General features: G+C 73.3%; 21 protein-coding genes and 3 pseudogenes. 10 read left to right on the top strand and 14 right to left on the bottom strand.

The features are described from left to right. Positions 1-80: 80 nt before the first annotated feature. Positions 81-257 carry a hypothetical protein gene (locus DA06_RS10780; RefSeq protein ID WP_418607670.1) on the bottom strand — a complete coding sequence of 59 codons (177 nt, stop codon included), beginning with the start codon at positions 255-257 and terminating at the stop codon, positions 81-83. Positions 258-467: 210 nt separating this feature from the next. Between DA06_RS10780 and DA06_RS10775 the strand changes: the two genes are divergently transcribed. The 3 genes and pseudogenes from DA06_RS10775 (at position 468) to DA06_RS10765 (ending at position 1,711) form a co-directional block, all read left to right on the top strand. Beyond that, the gene (locus DA06_RS10775; protein WP_418607668.1) at positions 468-770 is read left to right on the top strand and encodes a hypothetical protein; all 303 of its coding nucleotides are present in this window, start codon (positions 468-470) and stop codon (positions 768-770) included. 90 nt (positions 771-860) lie between these two features. Further along, a pseudogene (locus DA06_RS10770) lies at positions 861-1,199 on the top strand (ketopantoate reductase family protein); the annotation flags it as partial. Positions 1,200-1,555: 356 nt separating this feature from the next. Beyond that, complete coding sequence (locus DA06_RS10765) at positions 1,556-1,711, top strand: ketopantoate reductase family protein (protein ID WP_418607973.1); 156 nt, start codon at positions 1,556-1,558, stop codon at positions 1,709-1,711. 196 nt (positions 1,712-1,907) lie between these two features. Here DA06_RS10765 and DA06_RS10760 read toward each other — a convergent pair whose 3' ends face one another. Beyond that, positions 1,908-2,579, bottom strand: coding sequence for a response regulator transcription factor (locus DA06_RS10760; RefSeq protein WP_043499884.1), 672 nt, complete (start codon positions 2,577-2,579; stop codon positions 1,908-1,910). Positions 2,580-2,810: 231 nt separating this feature from the next. On the opposite strand from DA06_RS10760, the gene DA06_RS10755 reads away from it, so the two are divergent. Continuing rightward, complete coding sequence (locus DA06_RS10755; RefSeq protein ID WP_043499879.1) at positions 2,811-4,235, top strand: alanine/glycine:cation symporter family protein; 1,425 nt, start codon at positions 2,811-2,813, stop codon at positions 4,233-4,235. A gap of 48 nt (positions 4,236-4,283) precedes the next feature. Here the strand turns inward: DA06_RS10755 and DA06_RS10750 are convergent, their stop codons facing one another. Together DA06_RS10750 and DA06_RS10745 are read right to left on the bottom strand one after the other, a co-directional pair. After that, on the bottom strand, positions 4,284-4,406 hold the full coding sequence (locus tag DA06_RS10750; RefSeq protein WP_418607667.1) for a hypothetical protein: 123 nt from the start codon (positions 4,404-4,406) through the stop codon (positions 4,284-4,286). 20 nt (positions 4,407-4,426) lie between these two features. Beyond that, positions 4,427-4,798: an Rv2175c family DNA-binding protein gene (locus tag DA06_RS10745; protein ID WP_043499873.1), complete on the bottom strand. Its 372-nt coding sequence runs from the start codon at positions 4,796-4,798 to the stop codon at positions 4,427-4,429. A gap of 181 nt (positions 4,799-4,979) precedes the next feature. On the opposite strand from DA06_RS10745, the gene DA06_RS10740 reads away from it, so the two are divergent. Then, positions 4,980-6,458 (top strand): LysM peptidoglycan-binding domain-containing protein, encoded by a 1,479-nt coding sequence (locus DA06_RS10740; RefSeq protein ID WP_418607666.1) that lies wholly within the window; start codon positions 4,980-4,982, stop codon positions 6,456-6,458. A gap of 282 nt (positions 6,459-6,740) precedes the next feature. Next, positions 6,741-7,451, top strand: a pseudogene (locus DA06_RS10735) (protein kinase domain-containing protein); the annotation flags it as partial. Here DA06_RS10735 and DA06_RS10730 read toward each other — a convergent pair. Further along, on the bottom strand, positions 7,405-8,658 hold the full coding sequence (locus tag DA06_RS10730) for an MBL fold metallo-hydrolase (RefSeq protein ID WP_418607665.1): 1,254 nt from the start codon (positions 8,656-8,658) through the stop codon (positions 7,405-7,407). The pseudogene DA06_RS10735 and the gene DA06_RS10730 overlap by 47 nt on opposite strands. 115 nt (positions 8,659-8,773) lie before the next feature. On the opposite strand from DA06_RS10730, the gene DA06_RS10725 reads away from it, so the two are divergent. Continuing rightward, complete coding sequence (locus DA06_RS10725) at positions 8,774-9,718, top strand: PadR family transcriptional regulator (protein WP_418607664.1); 945 nt, start codon at positions 8,774-8,776, stop codon at positions 9,716-9,718. 275 nt (positions 9,719-9,993) lie between these two features. On the opposite strand, the pseudogene tsaD reads toward DA06_RS10725, so the two are convergent. The 3 genes and pseudogenes from tsaD to DA06_RS10710 all read right to left on the bottom strand — a co-directional run bounded on the left by tsaD (position 9,994) and on the right by DA06_RS10710 (position 13,685). Further along, positions 9,994-11,038, bottom strand: a pseudogene (gene tsaD, locus DA06_RS10720) (tRNA (adenosine(37)-N6)-threonylcarbamoyltransferase complex transferase subunit TsaD). Between the two features lie 166 nt (positions 11,039-11,204). Continuing rightward, positions 11,205-13,367, bottom strand: coding sequence for a 4-alpha-glucanotransferase (malQ, locus tag DA06_RS10715; protein ID WP_052436630.1), 2,163 nt, complete (start codon positions 13,365-13,367; stop codon positions 11,205-11,207). Between the two features lie 87 nt (positions 13,368-13,454). After that, complete coding sequence (locus DA06_RS10710) at positions 13,455-13,685, bottom strand: glucose PTS transporter subunit EIIB (RefSeq protein ID WP_043499863.1); 231 nt, start codon at positions 13,683-13,685, stop codon at positions 13,455-13,457. Between the two features lie 274 nt (positions 13,686-13,959). Here DA06_RS10710 and DA06_RS10705 point away from each other — a divergent pair, with 274 nt between their 5' ends. The 3 genes from DA06_RS10705 (at position 13,960) to DA06_RS10695 (ending at position 16,648) form a co-directional block, all read left to right on the top strand. Continuing rightward, positions 13,960-14,094, top strand: a complete 135-nt coding sequence (locus DA06_RS10705; protein ID WP_418607662.1) for a hypothetical protein — start codon at positions 13,960-13,962, stop codon at positions 14,092-14,094. Positions 14,095-15,149: 1,055 nt separating this feature from the next. Further along, positions 15,150-15,629, top strand: a complete 480-nt coding sequence (locus DA06_RS10700; RefSeq protein WP_043499855.1) for a hypothetical protein — start codon at positions 15,150-15,152, stop codon at positions 15,627-15,629. 59 nt (positions 15,630-15,688) lie between these two features. After that, on the top strand, positions 15,689-16,648 hold the full coding sequence (locus DA06_RS10695; RefSeq protein ID WP_418607660.1) for a tetratricopeptide repeat protein: 960 nt from the start codon (positions 15,689-15,691) through the stop codon (positions 16,646-16,648). A gap of 228 nt (positions 16,649-16,876) precedes the next feature. Here DA06_RS10695 and glgB read toward each other — a convergent pair whose 3' ends face one another. The 6 genes from glgB to DA06_RS10665 all read right to left on the bottom strand — a co-directional run bounded on the left by glgB (position 16,877) and on the right by DA06_RS10665 (position 25,794). After that, on the bottom strand, positions 16,877-19,147 hold the full coding sequence (glgB, locus tag DA06_RS10690) for a 1,4-alpha-glucan branching protein GlgB (RefSeq protein WP_052436629.1): 2,271 nt from the start codon (positions 19,145-19,147) through the stop codon (positions 16,877-16,879). A 132-nt stretch (positions 19,148-19,279) separates the two neighbouring features. Then, complete coding sequence (locus DA06_RS10685; protein ID WP_418607658.1) at positions 19,280-21,388, bottom strand: TSUP family transporter; 2,109 nt, start codon at positions 21,386-21,388, stop codon at positions 19,280-19,282. 13 nt (positions 21,389-21,401) lie between these two features. After that, on the bottom strand, positions 21,402-22,568 hold the full coding sequence (locus DA06_RS10680; RefSeq protein WP_043499840.1) for a mandelate racemase/muconate lactonizing enzyme family protein: 1,167 nt from the start codon (positions 22,566-22,568) through the stop codon (positions 21,402-21,404). Continuing rightward, positions 22,565-23,641, bottom strand: coding sequence for a tartrate dehydrogenase (locus DA06_RS10675; protein ID WP_043499837.1), 1,077 nt, complete (start codon positions 23,639-23,641; stop codon positions 22,565-22,567). The genes DA06_RS10680 and DA06_RS10675 overlap by 4 nt, the downstream gene beginning before the upstream one ends. Before the next feature lie 90 nt (positions 23,642-23,731). Next, the gene (locus DA06_RS10670) at positions 23,732-24,199 is read right to left on the bottom strand and encodes a tripartite tricarboxylate transporter TctB family protein (RefSeq protein ID WP_052436626.1); all 468 of its coding nucleotides are present in this window, start codon (positions 24,197-24,199) and stop codon (positions 23,732-23,734) included. 2 nt (positions 24,200-24,201) lie between these two features. Next, positions 24,202-25,794, bottom strand: coding sequence for a tripartite tricarboxylate transporter permease (locus tag DA06_RS10665; RefSeq protein ID WP_418607655.1), 1,593 nt, complete (start codon positions 25,792-25,794; stop codon positions 24,202-24,204). Between the last annotated feature and the right edge of the window lie 4 nt (positions 25,795-25,798).

The raw sequence follows: 25,798 nt of genomic DNA, 5'->3' as shown, positions 1-25,798 counted from the left end.
CAGGCGCACGTGCGCCTGCCCTCCTCGTTGCTCGCTCCATGGTGCGCCTGTGCGGACGCAACCTCCAGAGAGTGGCGACGTCAGGACGCGGTCTCGTGCGAGGTGGCCCCCAGCTGGGCTGCAAGGTCTGCGGGGGTGGTGACCGGCAGGTCGCAGACGAACCCGCGGCACACGTACGCCGCAGAAACGCCGCGGACGAGGGGCCGGTCCGCCAGCAGCGGCACGCCGGGGGCGTCCGGCGCCCCGACGGCGACCACGAGCCCCGGCGAGGTGCTCGCCCGGGCGAGGGCGGCCAGCTCCGCGGCTGCGTCGTCGTCCCCGGCCCCGTCCGCGCCGTCTGGCCGGTAGAGGCACGGACGCGGCCGCCCGACCCTGTCCGGCGGGCCGGCTCCGCCCGTTTCCGCGCTGGTGCCGGGACCGCTCGATAGGATCGGGTGCCGGCGCTCGAGGGTCTGTGAGGAGCTGAGATGGTCACCAGGAGGACCTGGGCGGTGATCGGGGGCGCGCTCGGCGCCGTCGGCATCGCCGGAGCTCTCGGTGCCGCCGCCGGGGAACCACGCGATCCCGTGGATCTCGACGCGGTCCGGATCACGTCGGCGAACGACGGCACCGCTCCCGGGGCCACGCCGCGGCCGGACCCGACGCCGTCGCCGGCGGGCTCGCCGTCCGGGGGGCGGCACCCCGGCGCCTGCCGGGACCGGCGACGACCGTCCGGACGACGTCGACGACGACCTCGACGACGACCTGGACGACGACCTGGACGACTCTGACGACGATGACAACGACCCGGACGACGACGACTCCGCCGGTCCGACCGTCGTCTCACCGCCCAGCCCCATCACCGCGGACACTCCCGACTGATGCTGTCGGTACTCGGACCCGGGGCCGTCGGCGGCCTGCTCGCGGCCCTGCTGCACAGGGCGGGAGAGGACGTGGTGGTCGTGGCGCGCCCGGGGAGCGCCCGGCGGATCGTCGGCGAGGGCCTGGAGATCCGCTCGGAGCTCTTCGGCAGCTTCACGGCCATGGTGCCGGTGACCACCGCGGTGCCGGCCGGCTCCGCCGTCGTCCTCGCGGTCAAGGCCTACGGGCTGTCCGACGTCCTGCCCGAGCTCGCCGCCGCGGCGCCGAGCGAGGTGCTGGCCCTGCTCAACGGGCTGGGGCACGCAGAGGCTCTCCGCGAGGTCCCGAACGCCACGTGCGGCTCGGTGCAGGTGGAGGCGGCACGGGAGGACGGTGCCGTCGTCCACCGCGGGCAGTTCCTCATCGTGAACGTGCCGGCGGGTGCGGACGGCCGCATCGCCGAGGCCCTGCGGCGCGCGGGCGTCGACGTGCGTGTGCGTGGTTCGGAGCAGGACGTCCTGTGGGCCAAGTACGGCTTCCTCGCACCGACGGCCCTCCTCACCTCGTGGGCGGACCTGCCCCTCGGGCGGGCCCTCGAGCACGACCCTGACGTCTCGCGCGGCCTGGTCGCGGAGGTCGCGGCCGTGGCCACGGCAGACGGCTACCCCGCCACGCCCGACGGCCTGGACACCCTCCTGCGCAGCTGCCGCCGACGATGCAGTCGTCGCTCCAGCACGACGTGCGAGCGGGCGGACCCACGGAGCTCGAGGCGATCGGGGGTCACCTGCTCGTGCTGGGGGAGCGGCACGGCGTCCCCACTCCGACGATCGCCCGGGTGGTGGGCGACCTCCGACGGCGGGTCCGGGAGTGAGCCCAGACTGAGCCGGCCAGGAAGTGCGAGCCGGGGTGGCGGGAGCGAACGGTAGCCGCGTGAGCTCGGGCCGCCGGGCGTGAGCTGGGGCCGCCGGGCGTGAGTCGAAGCCGCCGGGCGTGACCCCGAACCGCCGGGCATGGGCTCGAAGCCGCGGGGGGATCGCAGGCGGGGCCGAAGCCCGCCCGGGCCTTCCTCAGCGCGTGGCGTGCACCAGCCGGTAGCCCATGCCCCGGACCGTCTCCACGTGCGCCGCGCCGATCTTCCTGCGCAGGTAGCGCACGTACACGTCCACCACGTTCGACCCGGGGTCGAAGTCGTAGCCCCAAACGCGGGAGAGCAGCTGCTCGCGCGAGAGCACCTGGCCCGGGTGCGTCATGAACGTCTCCAGCAGGGCGAACTCGCGCGCCGAGAGGTCGACCTCGGCGCCCTCCACGGTCACCCGTCTGCTGCGCAGGTCCAGCGAGAGGTCGCCGTGGGCCAGGACCGTCGTCTCGACGGTGGCCGGCTCGCTGCGCAGCCGCAGCCGCACCCGCGCCAGAAGCTCCTCGAACCGGAACGGCTTGGCCATGTAGTCGTCGGCGCCGCCCTCGAGACCGGCGACCGTGTCGTCGACCGAGGACCGGGCGGTGAGGATGATGACGGGGACCGTGACGCCCTGGCCGCGGATGCGGCGGAGCACCTCGAAACCGTCCATGTCCGGCAGACCGATGTCGAGGATGACGAGGTCGTACCCGTCGGTGTGGGCGTGAGCGAGGGCCTCGCGGCCGGTCGTGACGGCCGTCGGCCGGTGCCCCGCCGCCCGGAGGCCCTTGGTCACGAACGAGGAGATGCCCGCCTCGTCCTCGACGATCAGGATCTGCGCCATCTTCCCTCCAGGTCGGCCCGGACCGTGCCGGCCCGGACGAGGTCGGCCCGGAACAGGTCGGTCCGGCCGTTCCGGACAGTCTGGCACCTCGTTCCCGGCCGGGCGGGGACCCGCCGAGCACGCCCGCCGTGCTCCGTGGGTGGACGGCAGCTCGATGCGGCAGGCCTCAGGCACTAGGTTGCGTGCATTCCCGACCCGGACGGCCCGGGACCGAGTACGAGAGGGGACCGCATGGACAGCGAGCGGCTCGCGACGATCCTGGGTGACATCAGCGGCGTGGTGTGGGGACCGTTCGTCCTCATCCCGCTCCTGCTGGGCACCGGCATGTACCTGACCATCCGGCTGGGCGGACTGCAGTTCCGCAAGCTCGGCGCGGCCCTGCGACTCGCCCTGGTCAAGCGCAAGGACGAGGGCGCCGACGGCGACATCTCGCACTACCAGGCCCTCACCACCGCGCTTGCCGCCACCGTCGGCGTCGGCAACATCGCCGGTGTCGCCACCGCCATCCACCTCGGCGGGCCGGGTGCCCTGTTCTGGATGTGGGTCACCGGTCTGCTGGGCATGGCCTCGAAGTACTCAGAGGCGTTCATGGGCGTGCGGTTCCGCACGAAGGACGCCAGGGGCGACGTCTCGGGCGGCCCCCAGTACTACCTCGCCCGGGCCATCCCCAACCGGTTCGGCCTCGTCCTGAGCCTCGTCTTCGCCGTCTTCGCGGTGCTGGCCAGCTTCGGCATCGGCAACATGACCCAGTCCAACACCGTCGCCACCTCGGTGGAGGAGTCCTTCGGGGTTCCGGTGTGGATCGTCGGCCTCGTGCTGGCCGTCGCCACCGGCGCGGTGCTCATCGGCGGGATCCGCTCGATCGGCAAGGTCACGGCCGGCTTCGTCCCGCTGATGATCGTCCTCTACGTCGTCGCGTCCCTGGTGCTGCTGGTGATGAACGTCGCCGACATCCCGCAGGCGCTCGCGCTGATCTTCACCGACGCGTTCACCGGCACCGCGGCCGCCGGCGGCTTCCTGGGCTCGACGATGATCCTCGCGATCCAGTACGGCGTCGCCCGCGGCATCTTCTCCAACGAGTCGGGCATGGGCTCCGCCGCCATCGCCGCCGCGGCCGCCCAGACCCGGCACCCCGTCCGCCAGGGGCTGGTCTCCATGACGCAGACCTTCATCGACACCCTCATCGTCGTGTCCATGACCGGGCTGGTGATCATCACCACCGGCGCGTGGAGCAGCGGCGTCGAGGGGGCCGGGATGACGGCGGAGGCGTTCAACATCGGGCTCGGGCCGTGGGGCCACTACATCGTGACGATCTCCGTCATCTTCTTCGCCTTCTCCACCGTGCTCGGGTGGGCGTACTACGGCGAGCGGTGCATCGAGCGCCTCGCGGGCATCAGGGGCGTGCTGCCCTACCGGATCCTCTTCACGCTCGTGGTGTTCGTCGGGGCGACCACGGAGCTCACGGTCGTCTGGAACTTCTCCGACGTCATGAACGGGCTGATGGCCCTGCCCAACCTCGTCGGACTCGTCATCTGCGCCGGCCTGATCACGCGCGAGACGAAGGCGTACCTCGCCCACGACCCGAGTCTGCTCGAGGAGCCCTCGGTCTCGACGCTGGAGGGCACGGCCGCGCTGGAGCGCCTGGCGCGACGCTGAGCGGTCCCCCGGCCGGCGGTCAGTCCGCCGGCCGGGGCTGCCGGGACTTCAGCGGGCAGGCCGGGAGCCGCCGCCCGTGGACGACGGCGTACCGGCGTCCTCCGCCGCGTCGTCCGGATCCTCGGGCGTGCGCGGCTCCACGGCCACGTCCACGGCCGGCAGGTCGAGCACGAAGAGCCGTCCGGAAGAGGTCAGAAGGCGATCGTCTGGGCGGCCCGGCGCACCGCGTGCGTACGGCGCGCCCGGAGCGCGGCGATCGGCGTCTGCTCGAGCTCGTCGTGCCGGCTGTAGAGCCAGCGGAACGACTCCTCCGCGTCGTAGCCCGAGTCGGCCAGCAGCATCAGGGTGCCGCGCAGGGCGGGCAGCGGACCGGGGCCGTCCGGCTCGTCGGGACCGAGAAGGAGCTCGGCCGGCACGGAGGCGGCGCCGTTCGGGCCGTGCGGCACGGCCAGCAGCTTGTGGTCGCGCAGCATGGCGCGGACGTCCCGCAGGCGGACGCCCATCAGCTCGGCCACCTCGGGGACCGAGTACCAGCGCGCGGGTTCCCCGGGCAAGACGCTCACAGGAACAGCCTATTCGGATATCCGGACAAGCGGTTGTCGACACGCCACACTAGTCGCTACTGTCACACTTGTTTCAGTAGTCACATGTGCACCACCGATCACACAGTTCACACGAGTAGCCCCGGAGACGGGACTCGGGCGTCTGCAGCCGGTGTCCCCGTGCACGTTCCTTGGAGGATCGATGTCGAAGGTCGAGAACAGCTCTCGCACCACTGCCCGCACCCAGGCGGGACGGGCCGGTATCGGTCTGGCCCTCGCCGCTACGACCGCCGTGGGAGTCACCGTGCCGGCGGCGTCGGCGCACGCCGCCCCCGCCCAGCCCGCGGCGAGCGTGCACGGTGCGGTGCAGGGGGCCACGGCTCTCACCGCTCTGGCGCCGGCTGCGGCGCCCACGATGACGTACCGGGTCCGGGCGGGAGACACGGTCTCTCACATCGCCGCCCGTACCGGCTCCTCGGTGAGCGCGATCGTCCGGACCAACGGCCTGGACTCCCGTGCGCTGATCCGCATCGGCCAGATGCTGAAGATCCCCTCGGCGGCGACCTCCGACGCGCGGCCGGCCACCGCGAGCACAGCAGGCGGCGCGGTGACGCACACCGTCGCCCCGGGCGAGACCGTCTCCGGGGTGGCGCTGAAGTACGGCACGACCGTTGCCGCCGTCGTGCGGGCCAACGGCCTCTCCTCGCCGGACCGCATCTACGTGGGCCAGCGGCTCAAGGTCTCCGGCGCCGCGTCGCTGCCGACCTCCTCCGCTCCCGGCGCGACCTCCGTGCCGACGGCGCCGGCGTCGGCCCCGGCGGGCACCCACACCGTACGTGCCGGGGAGACCGTCTCGGGGCTGGCGAAGAGGTACGGCACGACCGTCCGGGCGATCATCAGCGCGAACAACCTTCGCTCCTCCGGGCTGATCTACGTCGGGCAGAGGCTCGTCGTCTCCGGCTCCGCACCCGCCTCGTCCGCCGCGCCGGCGAGCGCCGCGCCCACCGCCACGTCCGGGCGGTACACCGTCGTGGCCGGCGACACGGTCTCCGGTCTGGCCAAGAGGTGGGGCACGACGGTCTCCGCCGTCATCGACGCCAACAGGCTCGGCGGGAACGGCCTGATCTACGTCGGCCAGCGGCTCCAGGTCCCGTCCACGGCGTCGGCGACGCCGTCCACCACGCCCACGTCCAGCCCCCTGGTGCCGAACAGCTTCATGGGACGTACCTACCCCGAGGCCACCGTCGCCTCCGCGAACGCCAACAAGGCCACGCTGCTGGCGACCGGCGTCCCGTCTCGGGCGCACATGCAGTCGCTGGTGGCCCAGGTCGCCCGCCAGATGGGGGTCGACCCCGCACTGGCCCAGGCCCACGCGTACCAGGAGTCCGGGTTCAACCACGCCTCCGTCTCCCCCGCCAACGCCATCGGCACGATGCAGGTGATCCCCTCCTCCGGCGAGTGGGCCTCCCAGCTCGTGGGCCGCAGGCTCAACCTCCTCGACCCCTACGACAACGTGGTGGCCGGCGTGGCGATCATCCGCCAGCTGCAGCGCACGGCGCCGGACCTCGAGTCCGGTATCGCCGGCTACTACCAGGGCCTCGCCTCGGTGAAGCGCAACGGCATGTTCTCCGACACCAAGATGTACGTCTCGAACGTCAAGGCGCACATGAACCGCTTCTGAGGTCGTCAGCACCGAAAGGCCGGCCATCGGGCCCGGCCTTTCGGCGTCCCCGGGGCCAGGTCGGGCCCTCGGCGCCCCGGGCCCGGGCCGACCCTCGGCGTCCCCGTGCCCTGCCCGGCCCCCGGCGTCCCCACCGCCAGGCCCCGTCGCCCGCTCACGACGGCGACGTCCGCCCCGCGGTACGAGGATCCGGCCACGTACGGGCGAGACACGGCACGCCGCCCGCTCGGTGCGCGCCCGGGCGGTTACCCTCACGACGTGGACGCCACGACCCTCGACCCGATGATCGGCCACCTGGTCGACGACCGGTACGAGGTCATCTCGCGCATCGCACGGGGCGGCATGGCGACGGTGTACCGGGCGACCGACCGTCGCCTGGACCGCACCGTCGCGGTGAAGGTGATGCACGCCCACCTGGCGGAGAGCCCCGACTTCGTGGCCCGGTTCCGCCGGGAGGCGCGCGCGGCCGCCCGGCTCGCGCACCCGGGCATCGTCGCGGTGCACGACCAGGGTCTCGCGGGCGAGGCGAGCTACCTGACGATGGAGTACGTCGACGGACCCAACCTGCGCACGGTGCTGCGACGCGAGGGGGCCCTGGCGCTGGGCGAGGCGCTCACCCTGGCCGACCAGATCCTCGACGCCCTGGCCTGCGCGCACCGCGCCGGGCTCGTGCACCGCGACATCAAGCCCGAGAACGTCCTGCTGACGCCGGACGGACGGGCCAAGGTCGCCGACTTCGGGCTGGCCCGCGCCGTGACCGAGGCGACCGCCGCGTCGACGGGAACGGTCCTGGGCACGGTCGCCTACCTCGCGCCGGAGATCGTCACCGACGGGCGCGCGGATCCGCGGGCGGACGTCTACGCGGTGGGGGTGCTGCTCTACGAGCTGGTCACGGGCCGGCAGCCGTTCACCGGCGAGGCCCCGATCCGTGTCGCCTTCCAGCACGTCAACGGGCGCGTCCCGTCCCCGTCCGCCGTCGTGCCGTGGCTGCCCAAGGAGGTCGACGAGCTGGTGGCGGCGCTGACCGCGCGCGAGCTCGACGAGAGGCCCGAGGACGCCGCGGCCGCGCTGGCCTGGTGCGCCGCTGCACCACCACGCTCGACCCGTGCCGCACCTCGGCCAGCTCGGCGAACGACGCGCGGGGCAGCGTGGCGAGCGGTCCGTCCGTCCACCACTGCGGCCGGCCGCTCGCCGCGGCCGCCGGCCGGTCGATACCGATCCGGGCCAGCTCGCGCTGCGCCTCGGCGACCTGCCCAGGGGTCTCTCCGAGCAGCGTGACGGGCGTCCCCCACGGCAGCAGCCACCCGAGGTAGGTGGCGAAGCTGCCGTCGAGCCCGAAGTTGTAGGTGCCGGGCACGTGGCCGGCCGCGAACACCGTGCGGCTGCGCAGGTCCACCAGCCACTCGCGGGCCTCCAGCCGCCGCCGCAGCTCCGCCCTGTCAGCCTCCGCGGGCGCACCGAGGTCGGGCTCCTCCGGGCCCGCCGCGTTGAGCGGGGCCATGTGGACGTAGTACGCGGGGTAGGTGTCGAGGCCGGCCAGCACGTCCGCCACGTAGGCCTCCTCGTCCTGGGTCAGGACCGGGTTGACCTGGCGCTCCCGCCCGATCGTCGAGGCGGCGACGGTGTCACCGCCGGCCGCGGTGGTGCAGAAGCTGCCGAACCCGTGGGTGGGCAGGAGGCGGGTGTCGTCGGGCAGGTGGTCGGCGAGCCGCCGGGCGCTGCGGTACTGGTGGCGCGCGAGCTCGTGGGTGCTCGCCGGGCCGAGCAGGTCCGGCCGTCCGGTGGAGCCGAAGAGGAGCGACCCGCCCGAGAAGAGCGCCGGCGCCTCCCCCTGCAGGACGTAGGAGAGGTGGGTGAACGTGTGGCCCGGCGTCGCCAGGGCGCGCACGCGCAGCTCCGGGCTGACCGTGACGACGTCGCCGTCCGAGACCGGCGTACGGTCGAACGACACGTTGTCGTCGGCGTTGACCAGGTACTGCGCCCCCGTCCGTCGGGCGAGGGCGTACCCGCCGGTGACGTAGTCGTTGTGGACGTGCGTCTCGAGGACGTGGGTGATCGCCACGCCCGAGCGGTTGGCGGCGTCCAGGACCCGGTCGACGTCGCGCTGCGGGTCCACGACGAACGCGACCCGCCCGTCGTGGACCAGGTAGCTCCTGTCGCCCAGGGACGGAGTCTCGACGGCGATGATGGTGACGACCACCGGCCGGTCCTTTCCGCGCGGGCGGGGATCCTCACAGGTGGCCCCGCCCCTCGTGTGCAGTATGCACCTGCACCCGCTAGTTGCGTATACCTAGTAGCGCTTATAACCTTCGAGCGTGCCCGCCCGATCCCCGGCCACCCGGGACCCGCAGCTGCTCAAGGGCGTCCTGCCGATGCTCGTCCTGGCCCTGCTCCGCGAGCAGGACTCCTACGGCTACGAGCTCGTCACGCGCCTGCAGGACTCCGGCCTCACCGACGTCGCGACCGGGTCGGTCTACCCCGTGCTCACCCGGCTCGAGCGCGACGGCCATCTGGCGTCGTACCTCGTGGCGTCTCCGGCGGGACCGGCGCGCAAGTACTACACCCCCACCGACGCCGGCCTGGACCACCTCGGCGTCCAGCGACGCAGCTGGCAGCAGCTCGGCGACGTCGTCGCCGTCGTCATGACCCCCCGGCCCGCGCCGGACCCGACCCGTCCCGGAGGCACGACCATGACCGCACCCGGCTCCGCCGCCGCGACAGCCCCTCGTGCCGGTCTGCGCGACCGCCTCCGCCGTGAGCGGTACCTGCTCGCGCTGGTGCTGTGGCTGGACGACGACTATCCCGCCGCCCAGCGCCGGGCCCTCGTCGCCCAGCTGCGGGGAGACCTCGACGCCGCCGCGGCGGACACCTCGATGCCCGACGCGATCAGCTCGCTGGGCCCCGCCCGCCGCCTGGCCGGGGAGTACAGCGACCTGCTCGACCGCCGACGGCCGCGCTGGGGCCTGGGCGCGGCGTGCGCGGCCGGGTGGCTCCTCCTGGCGCTCGTGGCGACCGCGATCTTCGCCTGGGCGCTGTGGCAGGTGGCTCCGGCGACGGGAACGGGCGGCGCCACGGCCCGGCTGCTGTGGGCCGAGCTCACGGTGGTGAACACACCCCGGGAGTCGTCGCTCGCCTGGCGTTCCGGCTTCCCTTGGACGCTGATCGTCACCCTGGCGGTGTTCGCGGTCGGCGCGCGAGCCTGGCGGGCGTTCCCGCGACGGAGGCGCCCCGCCGAGAACGCACCCGCGGGACAGAACTGACCCGGCAGGCGGGTGGCGCACGGTCCGCCCGACCTGGTTCCTCGCCCCGCCGACGCCTGCCGGTACGCGCCCGACCTGGTTCATCGGCCCGACCCCTGCCCGTCCGCGCCCGACCGTCACCGCCAGACCACGTTCCTCGTCCTGCCGACGCCAGCCCGTCCGCGCCCGACCAGGTTCCCCGCACCGCCGGCGCCCTGACCGGTTCCTCGCCAGCCCCCCCGACACCTGACCGGTTCCTCGCCGCCGACCCGATGCCGGCCCGCCGTCGCGCAGGCTCAGACGCGCACGAGCTCCAGCGGCATGCCGGAGTCGGTCGGCAGGTCCAGCGGCGACGGTGCCGCGCCGGACCGCACCAGCGCCGAGCCGAGGGCGGCGATCATGGCCCCGTTGTCCGTGCAGTAGCGGATGGGGGGGGATCCGCACCGTGATCCCGTGCGCCTCCGCCCGCTCGGCGGCGAGCTCGCGCAGCCGCGAGTTGGCGGAGAAGCCCCCGCCGATGACGAGGGTGTCGCACCCGCTGCGCTCGCACGCCGCGAGCGACTTGGTGACCAGGACGTCGGCGACGGCCTCGGAGAAGCCGGCTGCGACGTCGGCCGCCGGGACCTCCTCGCCGCGGTCCTGGCAGGCCTCGACGTACCGGGCCACCGCGGTCTTGAGACCGGAGAACGAGAAGTCGTACGGGTGACGCGCCTTGTCCTTGCCGGACGTCAGGCCGCGCGGGAAGCGGATGGCGCCGCGGTCGCCCTCGCGGGAGAGCCGGTCGACGTGCGGGCCGCCGGGGTACGGCAGGCCGAGGAGCCGGCCGACCTTGTCGAACGCCTCGCCGGCGGCGTCGTCGAGGGTCTGGCCGAGCTCGACGACGCCGGTGGCGATGTCGTCGACGAGCAGCAGCGAGGTGTGGCCGCCGGAGACGACCAGGGCGACGAACCGGTCGGGGAACGGGCCGTGGACGAGCTCGTCCACGGCCGCGTGGCCGATGACGTGGTTGACCCCGTAGAGCGGCTTGCCCGTGGCGAGCGCGAGAGCCTTGGCACCGGAGACGCCGACCGTCAGGGAGCCGACGAGCCCGGGCCCGGCCGTGACCGCGACGGCGTCGAGCTGGCCGAGGTCGACGTCGGCGACCCCGAGGGCGGCGTCGAGGGTGGGCACGAAGGCCTCGAGGTGCGCACGCGACGCGACCTCAGGGACGATCCCGCCGTAACGGGCGTGCTCGTCCATGGAGGAGGCCGTGACGTCGGCGAGCAGCTCCCGGCCACGCACGAGGGCGAAGCCGGTCTCGTCGCAGGAGGTCTCGATGCCGAGGATGAGGGGTTCGCTCACCGGACCAGGGTAGTCGCCCGCCGGCGTCGGGCGCGGACCGGGGCACGGCGGCGCAGGACGGCCGCGCGCCACTGCTGGTCCACACCGCTGGCGACCGTCCGGTCGGGCGACGGACGCGTGCCAGGCACCCGGGAGGCCGGGGCGCCGGCGCGAGGGGGGCTGGGCGTCAGGCGAGGCGGTCGTCGTCGCCGAGGGCGGCGCGCACGGCGGCGACGAGGGAGAGCAACCGGGCAGAACCGGGAAGGTCCTCGACCATGACCACCTGCTCGGCGCCGTCCGCCAGGGGCAGCTTCCAGTTGGGGTACTCGGTGTCGGTGCCCGGCTGGTTCTGGGCCCGCCGCTCCCCCACCGCGTCGGTGAGCGAGACGCCCACCAGCACCGCCGGCGTGCGCAGCACGTACGCGTGCAGCGCCTCGACGAGCTCCCGCTCCGTGGGCTCGTCACCGACCAGCCCGTGCTCGCGCAGGCGCGCCACCATGCGCTCACGCTCCGTCCGCGCCTCGCCGCGCACCTTCTCCACGGGCTCGGTCAGCAGTCCGAGCCGCTCGCGCAGGTCGACGTGCTCCTCGGCGAGGTAGCCGGCCACAGGCGGGAGGTCGTGGGTGTCGACGGTCGCGAGCACCAGGTTCCGGTAGGCGTCGGGCTGGAGGGGGTGTCCGGCGTCGTCCTTCTCGAACCACAGCACGGACGTGCCGAGCACGCCGCGGTCCTCGAGGTAGTCCCGCACCCACGGCTCCACCGTTCCCAGGTCCTCACCCACGACGGCGGCGCCGGCTCGGGCGGCCTCCAGGAGCAGCACGCCCACCATTGCCTCGTGGTCGTAGCGGACGTACGTGCCCTCCTCCGCGCCCATGCCGTCCGGGATCCACCACAGGCGGAACAGACCGAGGATGTGGTCCACGCGCACCGCGCCGGCGTGGCGGAGCACCGTGCGGGCCATCTCGCGCAGCGGGGCGTAGGAGGTGCGCGCCAGGGCGTCGGGCCGCCACGGCGGCTGGCTCCAGTTCTGCCCCTGCTGGTTGTACATGTCCGGCGGCGCGCCGACGCCGATGCCCTGGGCGAACGCCTCCCGGTCGATCCAGGAGTCGGCGCCGCCCGGGTGCACGCCCACGGCGAGGTCGTGCATCACGCCCAGGCCCATGCCGGAGTCCTTGGCGACCTGCTGGGCACGGGCCAGCTGCTCGTCCGCGACCCACTGGAGCCAGATGTAGAAGTCGACGCGTCCGGCGAGCTCCCGGCGGGCACGGGCCACGTACGGCGAGCGGATGTCGCCCAGCTCCTCGGGCCAGCCGGTCGCGGCGTACTTCTCGTGCAGCGCGCACCACAGGGCGAAGTCCTCCAGCCCCTGGCCCTCCTCGGCCCGGAACCGGTCGAGCGCGCGCTGCCGCGACCGGCTGCGACCGGCCGCGAACACCACCTCGAGCGCCTCCCGCTTGGCGGCCCAGACGGCGTCGCGGTCGATCGGCGCGTTCGTGGCGTTGGTGCCGCGGACCTCCTCGGCGGCCCACTCCACCAGCGCCCGCTGCGGGCCCGGCAGGTACGCGACCTCGCGGACCTCCTCCGGGCGCACGTAGATCGGGTTGACGAACCGGCGTGTGACCGGCAGGTACGGCGAGGGCGTCATGCGACCGCTCGGCTCCGCGGCGTGCAGCGGGTTGATCAGGAGAAAGTCGGCCCCGAGGTCCCCGGAGAAGCTGGTCAGCTCGGCGAGGTCGGACAGGTCCCCGATCCCCCACGAACGCGCCGAGCGCACCGAGTACAGCTGCGCCATCAGCCCCCACCCGCGCGCGGTCGCCACGGCGGGCCGCGGCAGCCGGTCCGGGGTCACCGCGAGCGGCGAACGGCTCTCGGCACCGCCGTCGACGCGGGCCACCAGCTCGTGCCACCCCGCGGGCAGGTCGGCGGGGAGGACGAAGGTCGCCCGCCCGGTGAGGACGCCGTCCACCTCGCGCGGGGGCACCCAGAGGTCCTTCTGCCCCAGCCGCCGCGTCCCGCCGTCCTCGAGCTCCACGACGACGGCGACCTCGGAGCCGTCGGGGACGTGGACGGCCACGTCCTGCTCACGTCCCTCCCGCACCACCACGGACGGCGGCAGCACCGCGCGCCACGGCGCGACCTCGACCTCGGCGAGCGAGCCCCGGACAGCGTCCTCGGTGCCCGCCGGAACGCCGAGCGCCGCGAGGACGGCACGGATCGTGCCCGCCGAGACGACGCGGTGCTCGCCGGTGTAGTCCCAGAACTCCGTGGCGACGCCGAAGCTGTCCGCCAGCCGGCGCAGCTCGGGAGAGGGGATGGTGGTGTCCGCGGCCGGTGCCGGGCTCGACGTCATGGTGCTCCTCGGTGTCGACGGACGTGCACCGCCGTGGGTTCCGTGCCGGGGGTCCTGCCCACGCCGGCACGAGTTCGGCCCGCGGCGCTACAGCAGCGCGCTGATCTGCTCGGCCAGGTCGTCCGCCTCGGGGCCCACGACGATCTGCACGACACGGCCGACCCGCACCACGCCGAACGCACCGGTGGCCTTCAGGTCGCTCTCCCCCACCACGGCAGGGTCGCGGACCTCCACGCGCAGGCGGGTGATGCACGGCTCCACGTCGACGACGTTCGGCGCACCCCCCAGGGCGGCCACGATGCTCTCGGCCTTGTTCATCGAAACTCCTCCAGCTGGGTTGAGACGGTCTGCGTGCGGGATTTGTCACGTTCCCGCGACCTCCCCCGAGCCTACCCGCGCGGCAAGCGTGCACCATCGGATCGCCTCGCGCACGCAGGCCGCCGGGCCCTCGCGGCCGCGCGGTCGGCGGCACGCGCCCGGTGCCTGACCGGCAGCTCCACCCCGGTCCCCGTGGGGCGCACCCGGCGCGTGCGGCGAGCGGGAACGTCCGTGACGGGCATGATGGGGGGCAGCCGTCAGGACAGGAGTTCCCATGAACAACGAGGCCACGGGCAAGGACGCCCCGGGCACCGCCACGTCCGGAGCCGCCGACCTCCACGCGTCGGGGTCACGCCACGGCGGCCGCACCGAGCGGGCAGGAGCGCGGGACGGACGACCACGCCGTTGAGGCGGGGGTGGCGAGCGGCGCCGGAGTCGTCCCGGCGTCCGACCGGGCCGCCGAGTTCCGCACCGTCCACGAGCCGGCCGAGGAGCTCCAGCCGGCGGAGGAGCGCGCGCGGGAGGAGGCCGCCCGCTGGACCGAGGGAGAGACCGCGGACGACGGGGCCCCCGTCCCGGATCCGAGGAGACGGCGGCGATGCCGGTCGTGGAGTCGACCGAGGAGACGGCCGCGATGCCGGTCGTGGAGTCGACCGAGCAGACGGCGGCGATGCCGGTCGTGGAGTCGACCGAGGAGACGGCCGCGATGCCCGTGGTCGAGCCGACCGAGGAGCGCCAGGCCGGACCGCCCGGGGCCGGCGAGCCCGCGACCGGAGAACCTGGGACCACGCGCCCGGGTCCGACCAGCGGGCGGGCGCCGGCGAGCAGCAGGACGACCGCCAGGGATGGCGCTCGTTGTGGGGGTTCGGCACGAGACGACGACCGAGCGACGAGGGGGAGGAGCAGCGATGAACCGCGTACGGACCCGACGCGTGCGCGCCGCCCTCGCCGGCGCCGGTCTATCGGTCGCGCTCCTGGCCGGCTGCAGCGCACAGCTGCCGCAGCCCCAGCCGGAGGAGGTCGCCGACACGCCACCGCCCGCCCTCGACGAGGACCGGCTGGGCCGGATCCTCGAGGAGGTGCAGACCACCGTCGCGGAGGCTGACGAGGCTCGCGACCCCGAGCTGCTGAGCCCACGGGTCACCGGTCCCGCGCTGGACATGCGCGGCGCCGAGTACCGGCTCGCCGAGGCGACCGACGGGGACAACGCGCCCGACCCCCTGACCACGGCGCCGCAGGTGGCCGCGGTGTCGGCCACCGAGGACTTCCCGCGCCCCGTCGTCGTCATCTCCCAGGTCCCCGAGGGGGCGAACCTCCCGCTGCTGCTGGCGCTGGAGCAGTCCGAGGCCCGCGAGCAGTACAAGCTCTGGGGATGGGTGACTCTCTTCCCCGGTATCGAGACCCCGGCGATGTCGCACCCCGACGCAGGGTCCGCCGTCGTCCCCCCCGGACGCGGACAACCTCGTGATGCCGCCGGCGGACGTCGTCGTGCGGTACGTCGACACCCTCAACAAGAGCGACTCCGAGTACGCCGACCAGTTCGCCGACGACCCCTACAAGAAGTCCAGGGCCGAGAGCACCACCCAGCTCGACACCGCGATCGAGGCCGCCGGCGAGGCCAGGGTCACCGCCGAGCCCGGTGACGACGGCCCGCTCTCGCTGGCCACGGCCGACGGCGGAGCGGTCGTCATCGGGGAGCTGCGCTCGACCCTCACCCTGCGCAAGACGGTCCCCGGCTCCGAGCTGCGGGCCGGCGGCACCGTGGGCGCCCTGCTCGGCGACAACACCGAGGTGCTGGGCACGGTCTCCGGTACCTCCGACGTGCTCGTGGCGTTCTACGTGCCCCCCTCCGACGCGGACGACAAGACCGTCCGCCCGCTCGGGGCCAACACGGTTCTCGTGGAGGTCACCCGTGACGACGCCGCGGCGCCGGCCGAGGAGTAGCCGGTCCGGGCCGTGGTCGGCGTAGGGTCAGCAGCAGCGAACCCGGACGAAGGAAAGTGATGAGCGAGCCCACGCCTGGCATGAACCTCTACGGCGCCGTCGACCTGTCGTCGCTGGCGACGCCGCGGCAGCAGACCACGGGCGTCCCGGCCGGCCCCGGCGGGGCGGGAGACGGTGCGGGCGCCGCGGTCCCGGGCGCGGTCGTCGTCAAGGTGACCACGGCGACCTTCGGGGAGACGGTCCAGCTGTCGACGCAGGTGCCGGTCCTCGTCGACCTGTACTCGGCACGGTCGGCCGCCTCGGCGCAGCTCAGCCCCGTGCTGGAGAAGCTCGCCCGGGAGTACGGAGGCCGGTTCCAGCTGGCCCAGGTCGACGTCGACGCCGACGCGCAGATCGCGGCCGCGTTCCAGGTGCAGTCCGTGCCGACCGTCGTCGCTGTCGTCGGCGGGCAGCCGATCCCGCTGTTCCAGGGGGCGTACCCGGAGGAGCAGATCCGCCAGGTGCTGGACGAGGTCCTGCGCATCGCCGCCCAGAACGGTGTCACCGGCGTGCTGTCGCAGGAGAGCGGGGAGCCGGGCGAGGAGGAGCCGGCCGAGCCGCCGTTGCCGCCCCTGCACGCCGAGGCGCTGGAGGCGATCGAGCGTGGCGACCTGGACGCCGCCGAGGACGCGTACACCAGGGCTCTGAAGGAGAACCCGGGCGACGGCGAGGCACGCGCGGCGCTCCTGCAGGTGCAGCTGATCCGCCGGGTGGACCACGACGACCCGCAGGAGGTGCTCGCCGCCGCTGCGGACGCGGCGCCGGCCGACGTGGCGGCCCACCTGGCGGCGGCCGACGTCGAGGCGGCCACGGGCCGGTTCGGTGCCGCGTTCGAGCGGCTTGTCCGGGTGGTGCGCTTCACCTCTGGCGACGAGCGGGAGCAGGCTCGTCTGCGGCTGCTCGAGCTGTTCGAGATCGCGGGACCGACGCACCCGGACGTCAGCCCCGCGCGCCGGGCGCTCGCCAGCGCGCTGTACTGAGGAGGAGCACGGCCGCAGAGCCCGCGCGACGAGACAGCCGGGCAGCCACGCGCCTACCGGTGCGGCACCCCTGCGACGAGATCGAGGTTCTGGCTCGGAATCGAACCAGAACCTCGATCTCGTCAGGGCCGTGCGGGTGGTGCCGCGGTCATGCCGGTCCGGCTGCGGTCATGCCGGCCGGGCTGCGATCACGCCGGCCCGGCTGCGGTCACGCTGGCCCGGCTGCGGTCACGCCGGTGGGGCCACCCTCGTCCCCGTGGTGCCGGCGTCGACGGAGCTCTCGGGAACGAACCAGACGGCGCCCATGGGGGGCACGCGCAGCGCGGCCGACGCCGGCCGGCCGTGCCACTGCGGGCCGGAGGCGTCGACCCGGCCGAGGTTGCCCACCCCCGAACCGCCGTACTCGGCCGCGTCCGTGTTGAGGACCTCGCGCCAGCCGCCTGCCATGGGGAACCCGACCCGGTACCCCTCGTGCGGGGTGCCGGCGAAGTTCACCACGCAGACGACGACGTCCTGGCCGTCCTTGCTCCGGCGCAGGTAGCTGAGCGTGTTGTGGTCGCCGTCGCCGGCCTCGATCCACTCGAAGCCGGTGTGGGAGAAGTCGTCCGACCACAGGGCCGGGTGCGCGCTGTAGATCTCGTTCAGCCGCGCCACCAGGGCGGCGACGCCGGCGTGGCCCGGGTCGTCCATGTGCCACCAGTCCAGCCCGCGTGCCTCGTTCCACTCGGCCTCCTGGGCGAACTCCTGCCCCATGAAGAGCAGCTGCTTGCCCGGGTGGGACCACTGGTAGGCCAGCAGCGCCCGCACACCCGCGAGCTGCTGCCAGCGGTCTCCCGGCATCTTGGTCAGCAGGGAACCCTTGCCGTGCACGACCTCGTCGTGGCTCAGGGGCAGGACGAACTGCTCGGAGAACGCGTAGACGAGCGAGAACGTCAGCTCGCCGTGGTGGTAGCGGCGGTTGATGGGCTCCTCCGCGAGGTAGCGGAGGGTGTCGTTCATCCAGCCCATGTTCCACTTCAGCCCGAAGCCGAGGCCGCCGACCGACGTCGGTGCGGTGACGCCCGGGAAGGCCGTGGACTCCTCGGCGATCATCATGATGCCGGGGACCTTGCGGTAGGCCGTCGCGTTCGTCTCCTGCAGGAAGCTGATCGCCTCGAGGTTCTCGCGGCCGCCGCGCACGTTGGGCCGCCACTGACCCGGCTGACGGGAGTAGTCCAGGTAGAGCATGGAGGCCACGGCGTCCACCCGCAGGCCGTCGACGTGGAACTCCTGCAGCCAGTAGAGAGCGTTCGCCACGAGGAAGTTGCGCACCTCCCGCCGGCCGAAGTTGAACACGTACGTGCCCCAGTCCTGGTGCTCGCCGCGCAGCGGGTCCGGGTCCTCGTACAGGGCGGTGCCGTCGAACCGGGCCAGCGCCCACGCGTCCTTGGGGAAGTGCGCGGGCACCCAGTCGACGATGACGCCGATGCCGGCCCGGTGGAGGCTGTCGACGAGGAAGCGGAACTCGTCCGGGGTGCCGAACCGGGCGCTGGGCGCGTAGTACGAGGTGACCTGGTAGCCCCAGGAGCCGCCGAACGGATGCTCCGCCACGGGCATGAGCTCCACGTGCGTGAAGCCGTGCCGGCGCACGTGCTCGATGAGCTGGTCGGCCAGCTCGCGGTAGCTCAGACCGGGCCGCCACGAGCCGAGGTGGACCTCGTAGACGCTCATCGGCCCGGAGTGCGGGTCGGTCGAGGCCCGCCGCTCCAGCCAGTCCTCGTCGCCCCACTCGTAGGTGGACTCGTCGACCACCGAGGCGGTCGCGGGCGGTTCCTCGGTGCGCCGCGCCATCGGGTCGGCCTTCTGGTGCCAGGAGCCGTCGTGGTAGCCGATCTCGAACTTGTAGCGCTCGCCGGCGCCGATCCCCGGCACGAACAGCTCCCAGACGCCGGAGGCGCCGAGCGAGCGCATGGAGCTGCCCTGTCCGTCCCAGGCGTTGAAGTCGCCGACGACGCGCACGGCCCTGGCGTTCGGCGCCCAGACGGTGAAGCTGACGCCGCTGACCTCGCCGATCTCGCCGGGGAACCTGCGCACGTGGGCGCCGAGAGCGTTCCACAGCTCCTCGTGCCGGCCCTCGCCGATCAGGTAGCGGTCCATCTCGCCGACGGACGGCAGGAACCGGTACGGGTCGTCGACGACGGACGTCTCGTGGCCGTAGGTCACCCGGATGCGGTAGTCGGGAATCTGGTCCCCGGGCAGGACCGCCACCCACACGCCGTCCTGCTCGTGGGCGGCCTCGTAGGTCTCGTGGGCGGTCACGACGGCGACGGCGTCGGCCAGGTGCCGGACGGTGCGCACGGTGACGCCGGAGGGCCCGAGGTGGGCGCCCAGGACGGAGTGCGGGTCGTGGTACCGGCCGAGGGCGACCTCGTGCAGGAGCCCCGGGTCGACGGGGACCGGACCGGCGGCGGGGTCGGACGGCGCGCCGGAGACGGCCTCGGTGTGTGGTTCACGATCCATGGGTCTCACTCTTCCATCAGCCGTGCGGGCGCGCTCATCGTCGCCCGCCGGGGCCCGGTCAGGCCCCGAGGATCCGTTTGACGCCCGCCAGCGGGATGTGCAGCCAGTCGGGCCTGTTCCGCGCCTCGTACGTCACCTCGTACAGGGCCTTGTCGAGCTCCAGCGCGTGCAGCAGGGCCGGTTCGTCCCGGGGGTCGCTGCGGGAGATGTGGGCGTAGCGTCGAGGAACGCCTCCCGCGCGCGGCGTGCCCAGCCCTCGCCGTCGGCGCCCGGCACGGAGCCCGCCGCGTAGTCGAAGGAGCGCAGCATGCCGGCCACGTCGCGCTGGGGCAGGTCCGGCAGCGTCCGCTCGGCGAGCGGGCGCAGGGGCTCACCCTCGAAGTCGAGGAGCACCCAGCCGCGGCCCGGCACGTCGAGGACCTGCCCGAGGTGGTAGTCGCCGTGGATGCGCTGCAGCCGCGGCCACCACGCGGACGCCCCCGCACGGAGGAGCGCCTCCACGCGCTCGGCGCTGCCGGCGAGGTCGGGCACGTGCTCGCAGGCGGTGGCGTACCTGGCGCGCCAGCCTCTCAGCGCCTCCGCCCGTGCCGCCTCGCCGGGCTCCGCGGTCGGCAGGACGGCGGCGAGGGTCGCGTGCACCTCCGCCGTCGCCTCCCCGAGAGCACGGGCCCGCGGGGCGATGTCCTGCCCCCTTTCGAGCGCGTCGAGGGCGACCCGCCACGCGTCCGGCGCGCCGGGCAGGAACTCCTGCGCGAGGGCCAGGTGCCCGGAGAGCTGGTGCGCGCCGTCAGGCGCCGGCCACTGGCCGAGCAGGTCGCCGACCGGCCGTGGCACGCGGGTGGAGCCGGCGCGGGCGAGGGCCTGCTGCACCTCCACGTCGGGGTTGCGGCCCGGGTGCAGCACCCGGAACACCTTGAGGATCACCGGCCGTTCGTCGCCGTCGTCGGGATCGACGGTGTCGAGGATGATCGAGGTGTTCGACTGCTCACCGCGCAGCACGCGCGAGCCGCGCACGGTCAGCGCCGGCAGCAGGCCGGTCCGGTGACCGCGGGCGCGGCCGGTCCCGGGCGGCCCGTCGGAGGCGAGCTCGAGCTCCTCGGTGACCGCGTGCAGCAGCGCCGCCGCACCGACCGGGTCGTGGCAGGCGTCGTAGACCCACCGCTGCCCGAGCTCGGAGTGCTGCGTGGTGGTCACGAGCGCGTGCTCGTGACCGGTCAGGGGAGCGCCGCGGTAGGTCAGCGGGACCTGGTACAGCACCGGCGTGCTGCCGCCGCGGTCGAGGAGGAACCAGGTCTCGATCCCCACCTCGCCGGCCGGGTCGTGCAGCCGCAGGCCGCCGACCCGCTCCAGCCTGGGTTCGGTGCCCTTGCCGGTGTACCAGCGCTGGCGTGCCACCCACGCCGGCAGGAACTCGGAGAACGGTGGGTCGACGGTAGCCATCAGTCCTCCGGCGTGACGGCGACGGGGTCGGACTCGAGGCCGGTCCACGGCGCGAGGGAACCTCGGGCGCCGGGCCCGCGTGCGGGGCCCCCGGGGGAGCGGGCGGCGGGAGCGGCGACCCGGCGCGCGGTCCGCGGCGAGGCCCGCCTCGCCACCCCGTCCGCCGAGCAGCACGCCGACCGGCACGGCGGCCAGCACGGCCAACACCGGCCAGCCGACGGGGAACTCGTCCGGACCGGCGGCGCCGACGGCGAACTTCGTCGCGAGCGAGACCGTCCCCATGGTCAGGAAGAGCGGCTGCAGCGTCGCGGCGAAGGGCCGCTGCTGCCACCCGGTCGCCCTGGCGTAGACCAGCATGGCCGGCGCCGCCACGCCGACGGCCGTGTTGAGGAAGCCGCCCGCCACACCCGCCGCCAGGCCCGCGGCCCGGCCGGGGAAGATCGGCATCCTCCGCCACAGCGCCGCCCCGCCCAGCCCGGCGAGCACCACCGTTCCGATGACCACCTCCAGCGGCCCCTGGTCCACCTCGCGCACCAGCAGCGCGGCGGGGACGGACCCGAGGACGACCACGGGTGCGACGGCCGCGTACCGGCGCCAGTCGACGTCGGCGCGTGCCGCGAACGTCATGAGCAGGGCGGACACGATGGTCACCGTGTTGGTCAGGACCACTCCGGCGACCGGCCCGATCATCAGCACGAGCGCCGGTGCGACCACGAGGCCCGTGCCCATGCCGCTCGTGCGCTGCAGGACACACCCCAGCACGACGGCTGCGACCGCCAGCGGCAGCAGTCCGGCGCTCACGCGACCACCGAGCTCACTCCCCCAAGCCTGCCATCAGTGTGTAGAGGTCCTTCTTCCCCTCGAAGCCGATGCCCGGCAGGTCCGGCATGGTGATGTACCCGTCCTCCACCTGTACGCCGTCGGGAAAGCCGCCGAAGGGCTGGAAGAGGTCGGGGTAGGACTCGTTGCCCCCCAGCCCGAGCCCCGCTGCGATGTTGAGGGACATCTGGTGCCCGCCGTGCGGGATGCAGCGGCTCGGTGACCAGTCGTGCTCGCGCAGCATGTCCAGCGTGCGCAGGTACTCGACCAGCCCGTAGCTCAGGGCGCAGTCGAACTGGAGCCAGTCCTTGTCCCGACGCAGGCCCCCGTACCGGATGAGGTTGCGCGCGTCCTGCATGGAGAACAGGTCCTCGCCCGTGGCGAGGGGGTGCTCGTACGCGGCGGCGATCTGAGCCTGGAGCTCGAAGTCGAGCGGGTCACCGGGTTCCTCGTACCAGAACAGGTCGTACTGCGAGAGCATCTCGGCGTAGCGCAACGCGGTCTCCCGGTCGAAGCGGCCGTTGGCGTCCACCGCCAGCCGCTGGCCGGGCCCGAGCACGTCGAGCACCGCCTCGATGCGCCGTCGGTCGGCGTCGAGGTCCGCTCCCCCGATCTTCTTCTTCACCACGGTGTAGCCCCGGTCGGTGTAGCCGCGCATCTCGTCCTGCAGCGCGTTCAGGTCCTGCCCGGGGTGGTAGTACCCGCCGGCGGCGTAGACGAAGATGCGGCGGTCCGGCCGGCCGTCGCCGTAGCGGTCCGCGAGGAGCTGGAACAGCGGCTTCTCCTCGATCTTCGCGACGGCGTCCCAGACGGCCATGTCGATGGTGCCGACGGCCACCGAGCGCTCTCCGTGACCCCCCGGCTTCTCGTTGGTCATCATGGTGCGCCAGACAGCGGCCGGATCGAGGTTGTCGCCCGTCTCGTCGAGCAGCGTCGTCGGGTCCGCCTCGAGCACCCGCGGGATGAACCGCTCGCGCATCATCGAGCCCTGCCCGTAGCGGCCGTTCGAGTTGAAGCCGTACCCCACCACGGGTCGCCCGTCCCGTACCGCGTCGGTCACGACCGCCACGAGGCTCAGCGTCATGCGGCTGAAGTCGATGTACGCGTTGCGGATGGGCGAGCTGATGGGGAAGGTCTGCTCCCTGATGTCGACGATCCTCATCGGGCCACCTCCCGCTCGAGGGCGGCGACCAGCTCGTCGGTGACCTCCTGGGTGGAGGCCGTCCCGCCGAGGTCCGGCGTCCGTACCCCGGTGACGGAGAGCACGTGCGAGACCGCGTCCATCACGGTCGCGGCGGCCTCCTCGTGCCCGAGGTGGGCGAGCATCATCGCCCCGGCCCACACCTGGCCGAGCGGGTTGGCGCGCCCCTGCCCGGCGATGTCCGGCGCGGAACCGTGCACGGGCTCGAACATCGACGGGTACTGGCCCTCGGGGTTGATGTTGCCCGACGGTGCAATGCCGATGCTGCCGATGATCGCCGCCCCGAGGTCGGTGAGGATGTCGCCGAAGAGGTTCGAGGCGACGACGACGTCGAAGCGCGCCGGGTCGAGCACGAAGAGCGCAGCGAGCGCGTCGATGTGGAACTCGCTGGTCGCCACGTCCGGGTACTGCGCCGCGAGCTCGCGGAAGATCTCGTCCCAGAACGGCATGGTGTGGATGATCCCGTTGGACTTCGTGGCCGAGGCCAGCCGCTTGCCCCGCACCTGGGCCAGGTCGTACGCGTAGCGCATGGCCCGTTCCACGCCGCGCCGGGTGAAGACCGACTCCTGGATGGCGAACTCGTCCGGCGTCTCGCGGTACATCCGCCCGCCCGTCTCCGAGTACTCCCCCTCGTTGTTCTCCCGGACCACGACGAAGTCGATGCCGCCGGCCGGAACGTCTCGCAGCGGGCTGTCGATACCGGGCAGCAGCTTCACGGGGCGGAGGTTGATGTACTGACGGAAGGCACGGCGGATCGGGATGAGCAGGCCCCAGAGGGAGACGTGGTCGGGCACCCCCGGGTAGCCCACCGCACCGAGGAAGATCTGGTCGAACTCCCGCAGCTGGTCGAGCCCGTTGGGCGGCATCATTCGACCCGTGCGGGCGTAGTACTCGCACGACCACTCCAGCTCGCTCCACTCGAAGCGGATGCCGAAACTGCTGCCGACCGTGTCGAGCACTCTCTGGGCCGCGGGCATCACCTCCTTGCCGATGCCGTCGCCGGGGATGGCGGCGATCCGGTAGGTCGTGTCCATGTCGTCTCCGTTGCAGATCGGCGCACTCCGGCCAGGGGCCGGCGCGTGGTTCAACTCGGCTGGGTAGCAGGGGCGGGGGGGGTCGGGCGGTCACACGCCGAGCTCGGGCAGGCGGACGTAGAGGACCTCCGTGAACACCAGGTAGAACGCCCCGACGACGACCGCCGCGACGGCGACGTCGAGCAGGACGCCCTTGACGGTCGGCCGCTCGGTCCGCATGAGCACGGCCATGAGTGCGAAGAACAGCACCCCACCCACGAGGTAGCCGAGGAGCGGCAGGGCGGCTGTCCAGGCGACGAGCAGCACGACGGCCAGGATCAGCCCGCGCAGCGGCATCTGCTCGAGCTCCTCGGTGTCGGCGCCGACGCGCCGGCCGAGGAGGCCGAGCACCAGGAGCAGCAGCCCCAGGGCACCCAGGAGGATGATCACCGGGTCGGCGAACGTGCCGCCGTGCTGGGTCGTGTAGTCGCGCTGGGACCAGAACAGGGCGGCGACGGCGACGGTCAGTGCCCCGACGACGGCGTTGACCCTGCTGGCGGAGGCGAGTGCGGCGGCCATGGTCAGTCCTTCCTCAGCGTGTCGGCGATGACCACGACGTCGTCGCCCGGTGCACCGGCGGCGGTCGACGTGTCTCCGGCGGCCGCCGCGGCGGTGCGCGCCCGCCGTTGCCGCCACCGCCGCACGAACGGCCAGAGCAGGGAGAGCACCGTCATCGCGATGAGCACGAGGCTCAACGGGCGGGTGAAGAAGGAGGCCCACGGGTTGGCGTCGCCCTGGGCGGTCAGCAGCCCCTGGACGAGGCCGGTCTCGGCGATGCTGCCGAGGATGAGTCCGAGCACGATCGGTGCCGAGCTGATCCCGGCCAGGCTCAGGAAGTAGGCCAGGACGCCGAGGGCGAGCATGATGAAGACGTCCACCACGGACGAGCGAACGGCGTACGCGCCGACGATGGTCAGCACGGTGATGCCGGGGGCGAGATACCGGGCCGGCAGGGCGATGACCCCTCGCTGGAGCGCCCGTCCTGCGACGAGGCCTACGGGCACCATCATGACCGCCGACACGGCCAGGGCGATGATGAAGGTGTAGACCAGGTCGCCCGAGGTGGTGAACAGCTCGGCGCCCGGACGTAGGCCGTGCAGCAGGAGGACGCCGAGGATGATGGCGTCCGGCGGGGTGCCCGGGACCCCGATGGTGAGCGTGGGGATCATCCCGCCGCCGACGGTGGCGTTGTTGGCCGACTCGGCGGCGACGACGCCGTCGACCTCGCCCTTGCCGTAGTTCTCGGGGTGCTTCGACGACCGCTTCGCCTCGTTGTAGGCGACGAGGTTGGCGATGCTGCCGCCGGCGCCGGGCAGGATGCCGATGACCGTGCCGATGACGCTGGACCGGACGAGGTTCACCGGGCGGCTGAAGATCAGGCGCACCATGTGCCACAGCGTCTGGCGGTGCTCGCGTTCCTCGACCATCTGCGCCTCGCGGCCCTTGCGGGCCACGAGGCGGATGACCTCCGGGATGGTGAACAGCCCCACCATGGCGGGCACCAGCGGGACACCGCCCTGGAGCATCGGTTCGCCGAAGGTGAACCGGACCTCGCCGCCGACGGGCGCGATGCCCACCGTCGCCAGCAGGAGCCCGATGACACCGCCGATGAGGCCCTTGAGCAGGGAACCGCTGGCCATGCTGATGATGATCGTCAGGCCGAAGACGGCGACCCAGAAGTACTCCTGGGGTCCGAACCGCAGCGAGAAGTCGGCCAGCGGCGGGGCGAGGAAGATCAGCGCGACGACGCCGACGATCCCGCCCACGAGCGATCCCATCGTGGCGCCCACGACGGCGAGCTCGCTCTTGCCCTTCTTCGTCATCTGGTAGCCCTCCAGCGCGGTTGCGATGGAGGACGGTGTTCCCGGGGCGTTGACGAGGATGGCGGTGAACGAGCCGCCGTAGATGGCGCCCATGTAGAACGCACCGAGAAGCACCAGGGCCCGGGTGGGCTCCATGACGAAGGTGAACGGCACGAGCAGCGCCAGCCCCATCGTCGCGCTGAGGCCCGGCATGGCCCCGATCGCCATGCCGGCAGCCGTCCCGACGAGCACGAGCAGCAGCATGGAGGGGGCAAGGTTGGCGACAGCGCCGCTACCGAGGAGATCGAGCATGGCA

The sequence above is a fragment of the Georgenia sp. SUBG003 genome, assembly GCF_000715355.2.
GTDB lineage: Bacteria > Actinomycetota > Actinomycetes > Actinomycetales > Actinomycetaceae > Georgenia.
This window is presented reverse-complemented; position numbering and strand designations above follow the sequence as displayed.

Coding starts and splice junctions, on each gene's coding strand:
- DA06_RS10680 (WP_043499840.1), bottom strand. CDS start 22,568: ATGAGGATCGTCGACATCAGGGAGCAGACCTTCCCCATCAGCTCGCCC.
- DA06_RS10705 (WP_418607662.1), top strand. CDS start 13,960: ATGAACAACGAGGCCACGGGCAAGGACGCCCCGGGCACCGCCACGTCC.
- DA06_RS10695 (WP_418607660.1), top strand. CDS start 15,689: ATGAGCGAGCCCACGCCTGGCATGAACCTCTACGGCGCCGTCGACCTG.
- DA06_RS10755 (WP_043499879.1), top strand. CDS start 2,811: ATGGACAGCGAGCGGCTCGCGACGATCCTGGGTGACATCAGCGGCGTG.
- DA06_RS10665 (WP_418607655.1), bottom strand. CDS start 25,794: ATGCTCGATCTCCTCGGTAGCGGCGCTGTCGCCAACCTTGCCCCCTCC.
- DA06_RS10670 (WP_052436626.1), bottom strand. CDS start 24,199: ATGGCCGCCGCACTCGCCTCCGCCAGCAGGGTCAACGCCGTCGTCGGG.
- glgB (WP_052436629.1), bottom strand. CDS start 19,147: ATGGATCGTGAACCACACACCGAGGCCGTCTCCGGCGCGCCGTCCGAC.
- DA06_RS10740 (WP_418607666.1), top strand. CDS start 4,980: ATGTCGAAGGTCGAGAACAGCTCTCGCACCACTGCCCGCACCCAGGCG.
- malQ (WP_052436630.1), bottom strand. CDS start 13,367: ATGACGTCGAGCCCGGCACCGGCCGCGGACACCACCATCCCCTCTCCC.
- DA06_RS10675 (WP_043499837.1), bottom strand. CDS start 23,641: ATGGACACGACCTACCGGATCGCCGCCATCCCCGGCGACGGCATCGGC.
- DA06_RS10760 (WP_043499884.1), bottom strand. CDS start 2,579: ATGGCGCAGATCCTGATCGTCGAGGACGAGGCGGGCATCTCCTCGTTC.
- DA06_RS10775 (WP_418607668.1), top strand. CDS start 468: ATGGTCACCAGGAGGACCTGGGCGGTGATCGGGGGCGCGCTCGGCGCC.
- DA06_RS10765 (WP_418607973.1), top strand. CDS start 1,556: ATGCAGTCGTCGCTCCAGCACGACGTGCGAGCGGGCGGACCCACGGAG.
- DA06_RS10710 (WP_043499863.1), bottom strand. CDS start 13,685: ATGAACAAGGCCGAGAGCATCGTGGCCGCCCTGGGGGGTGCGCCGAAC.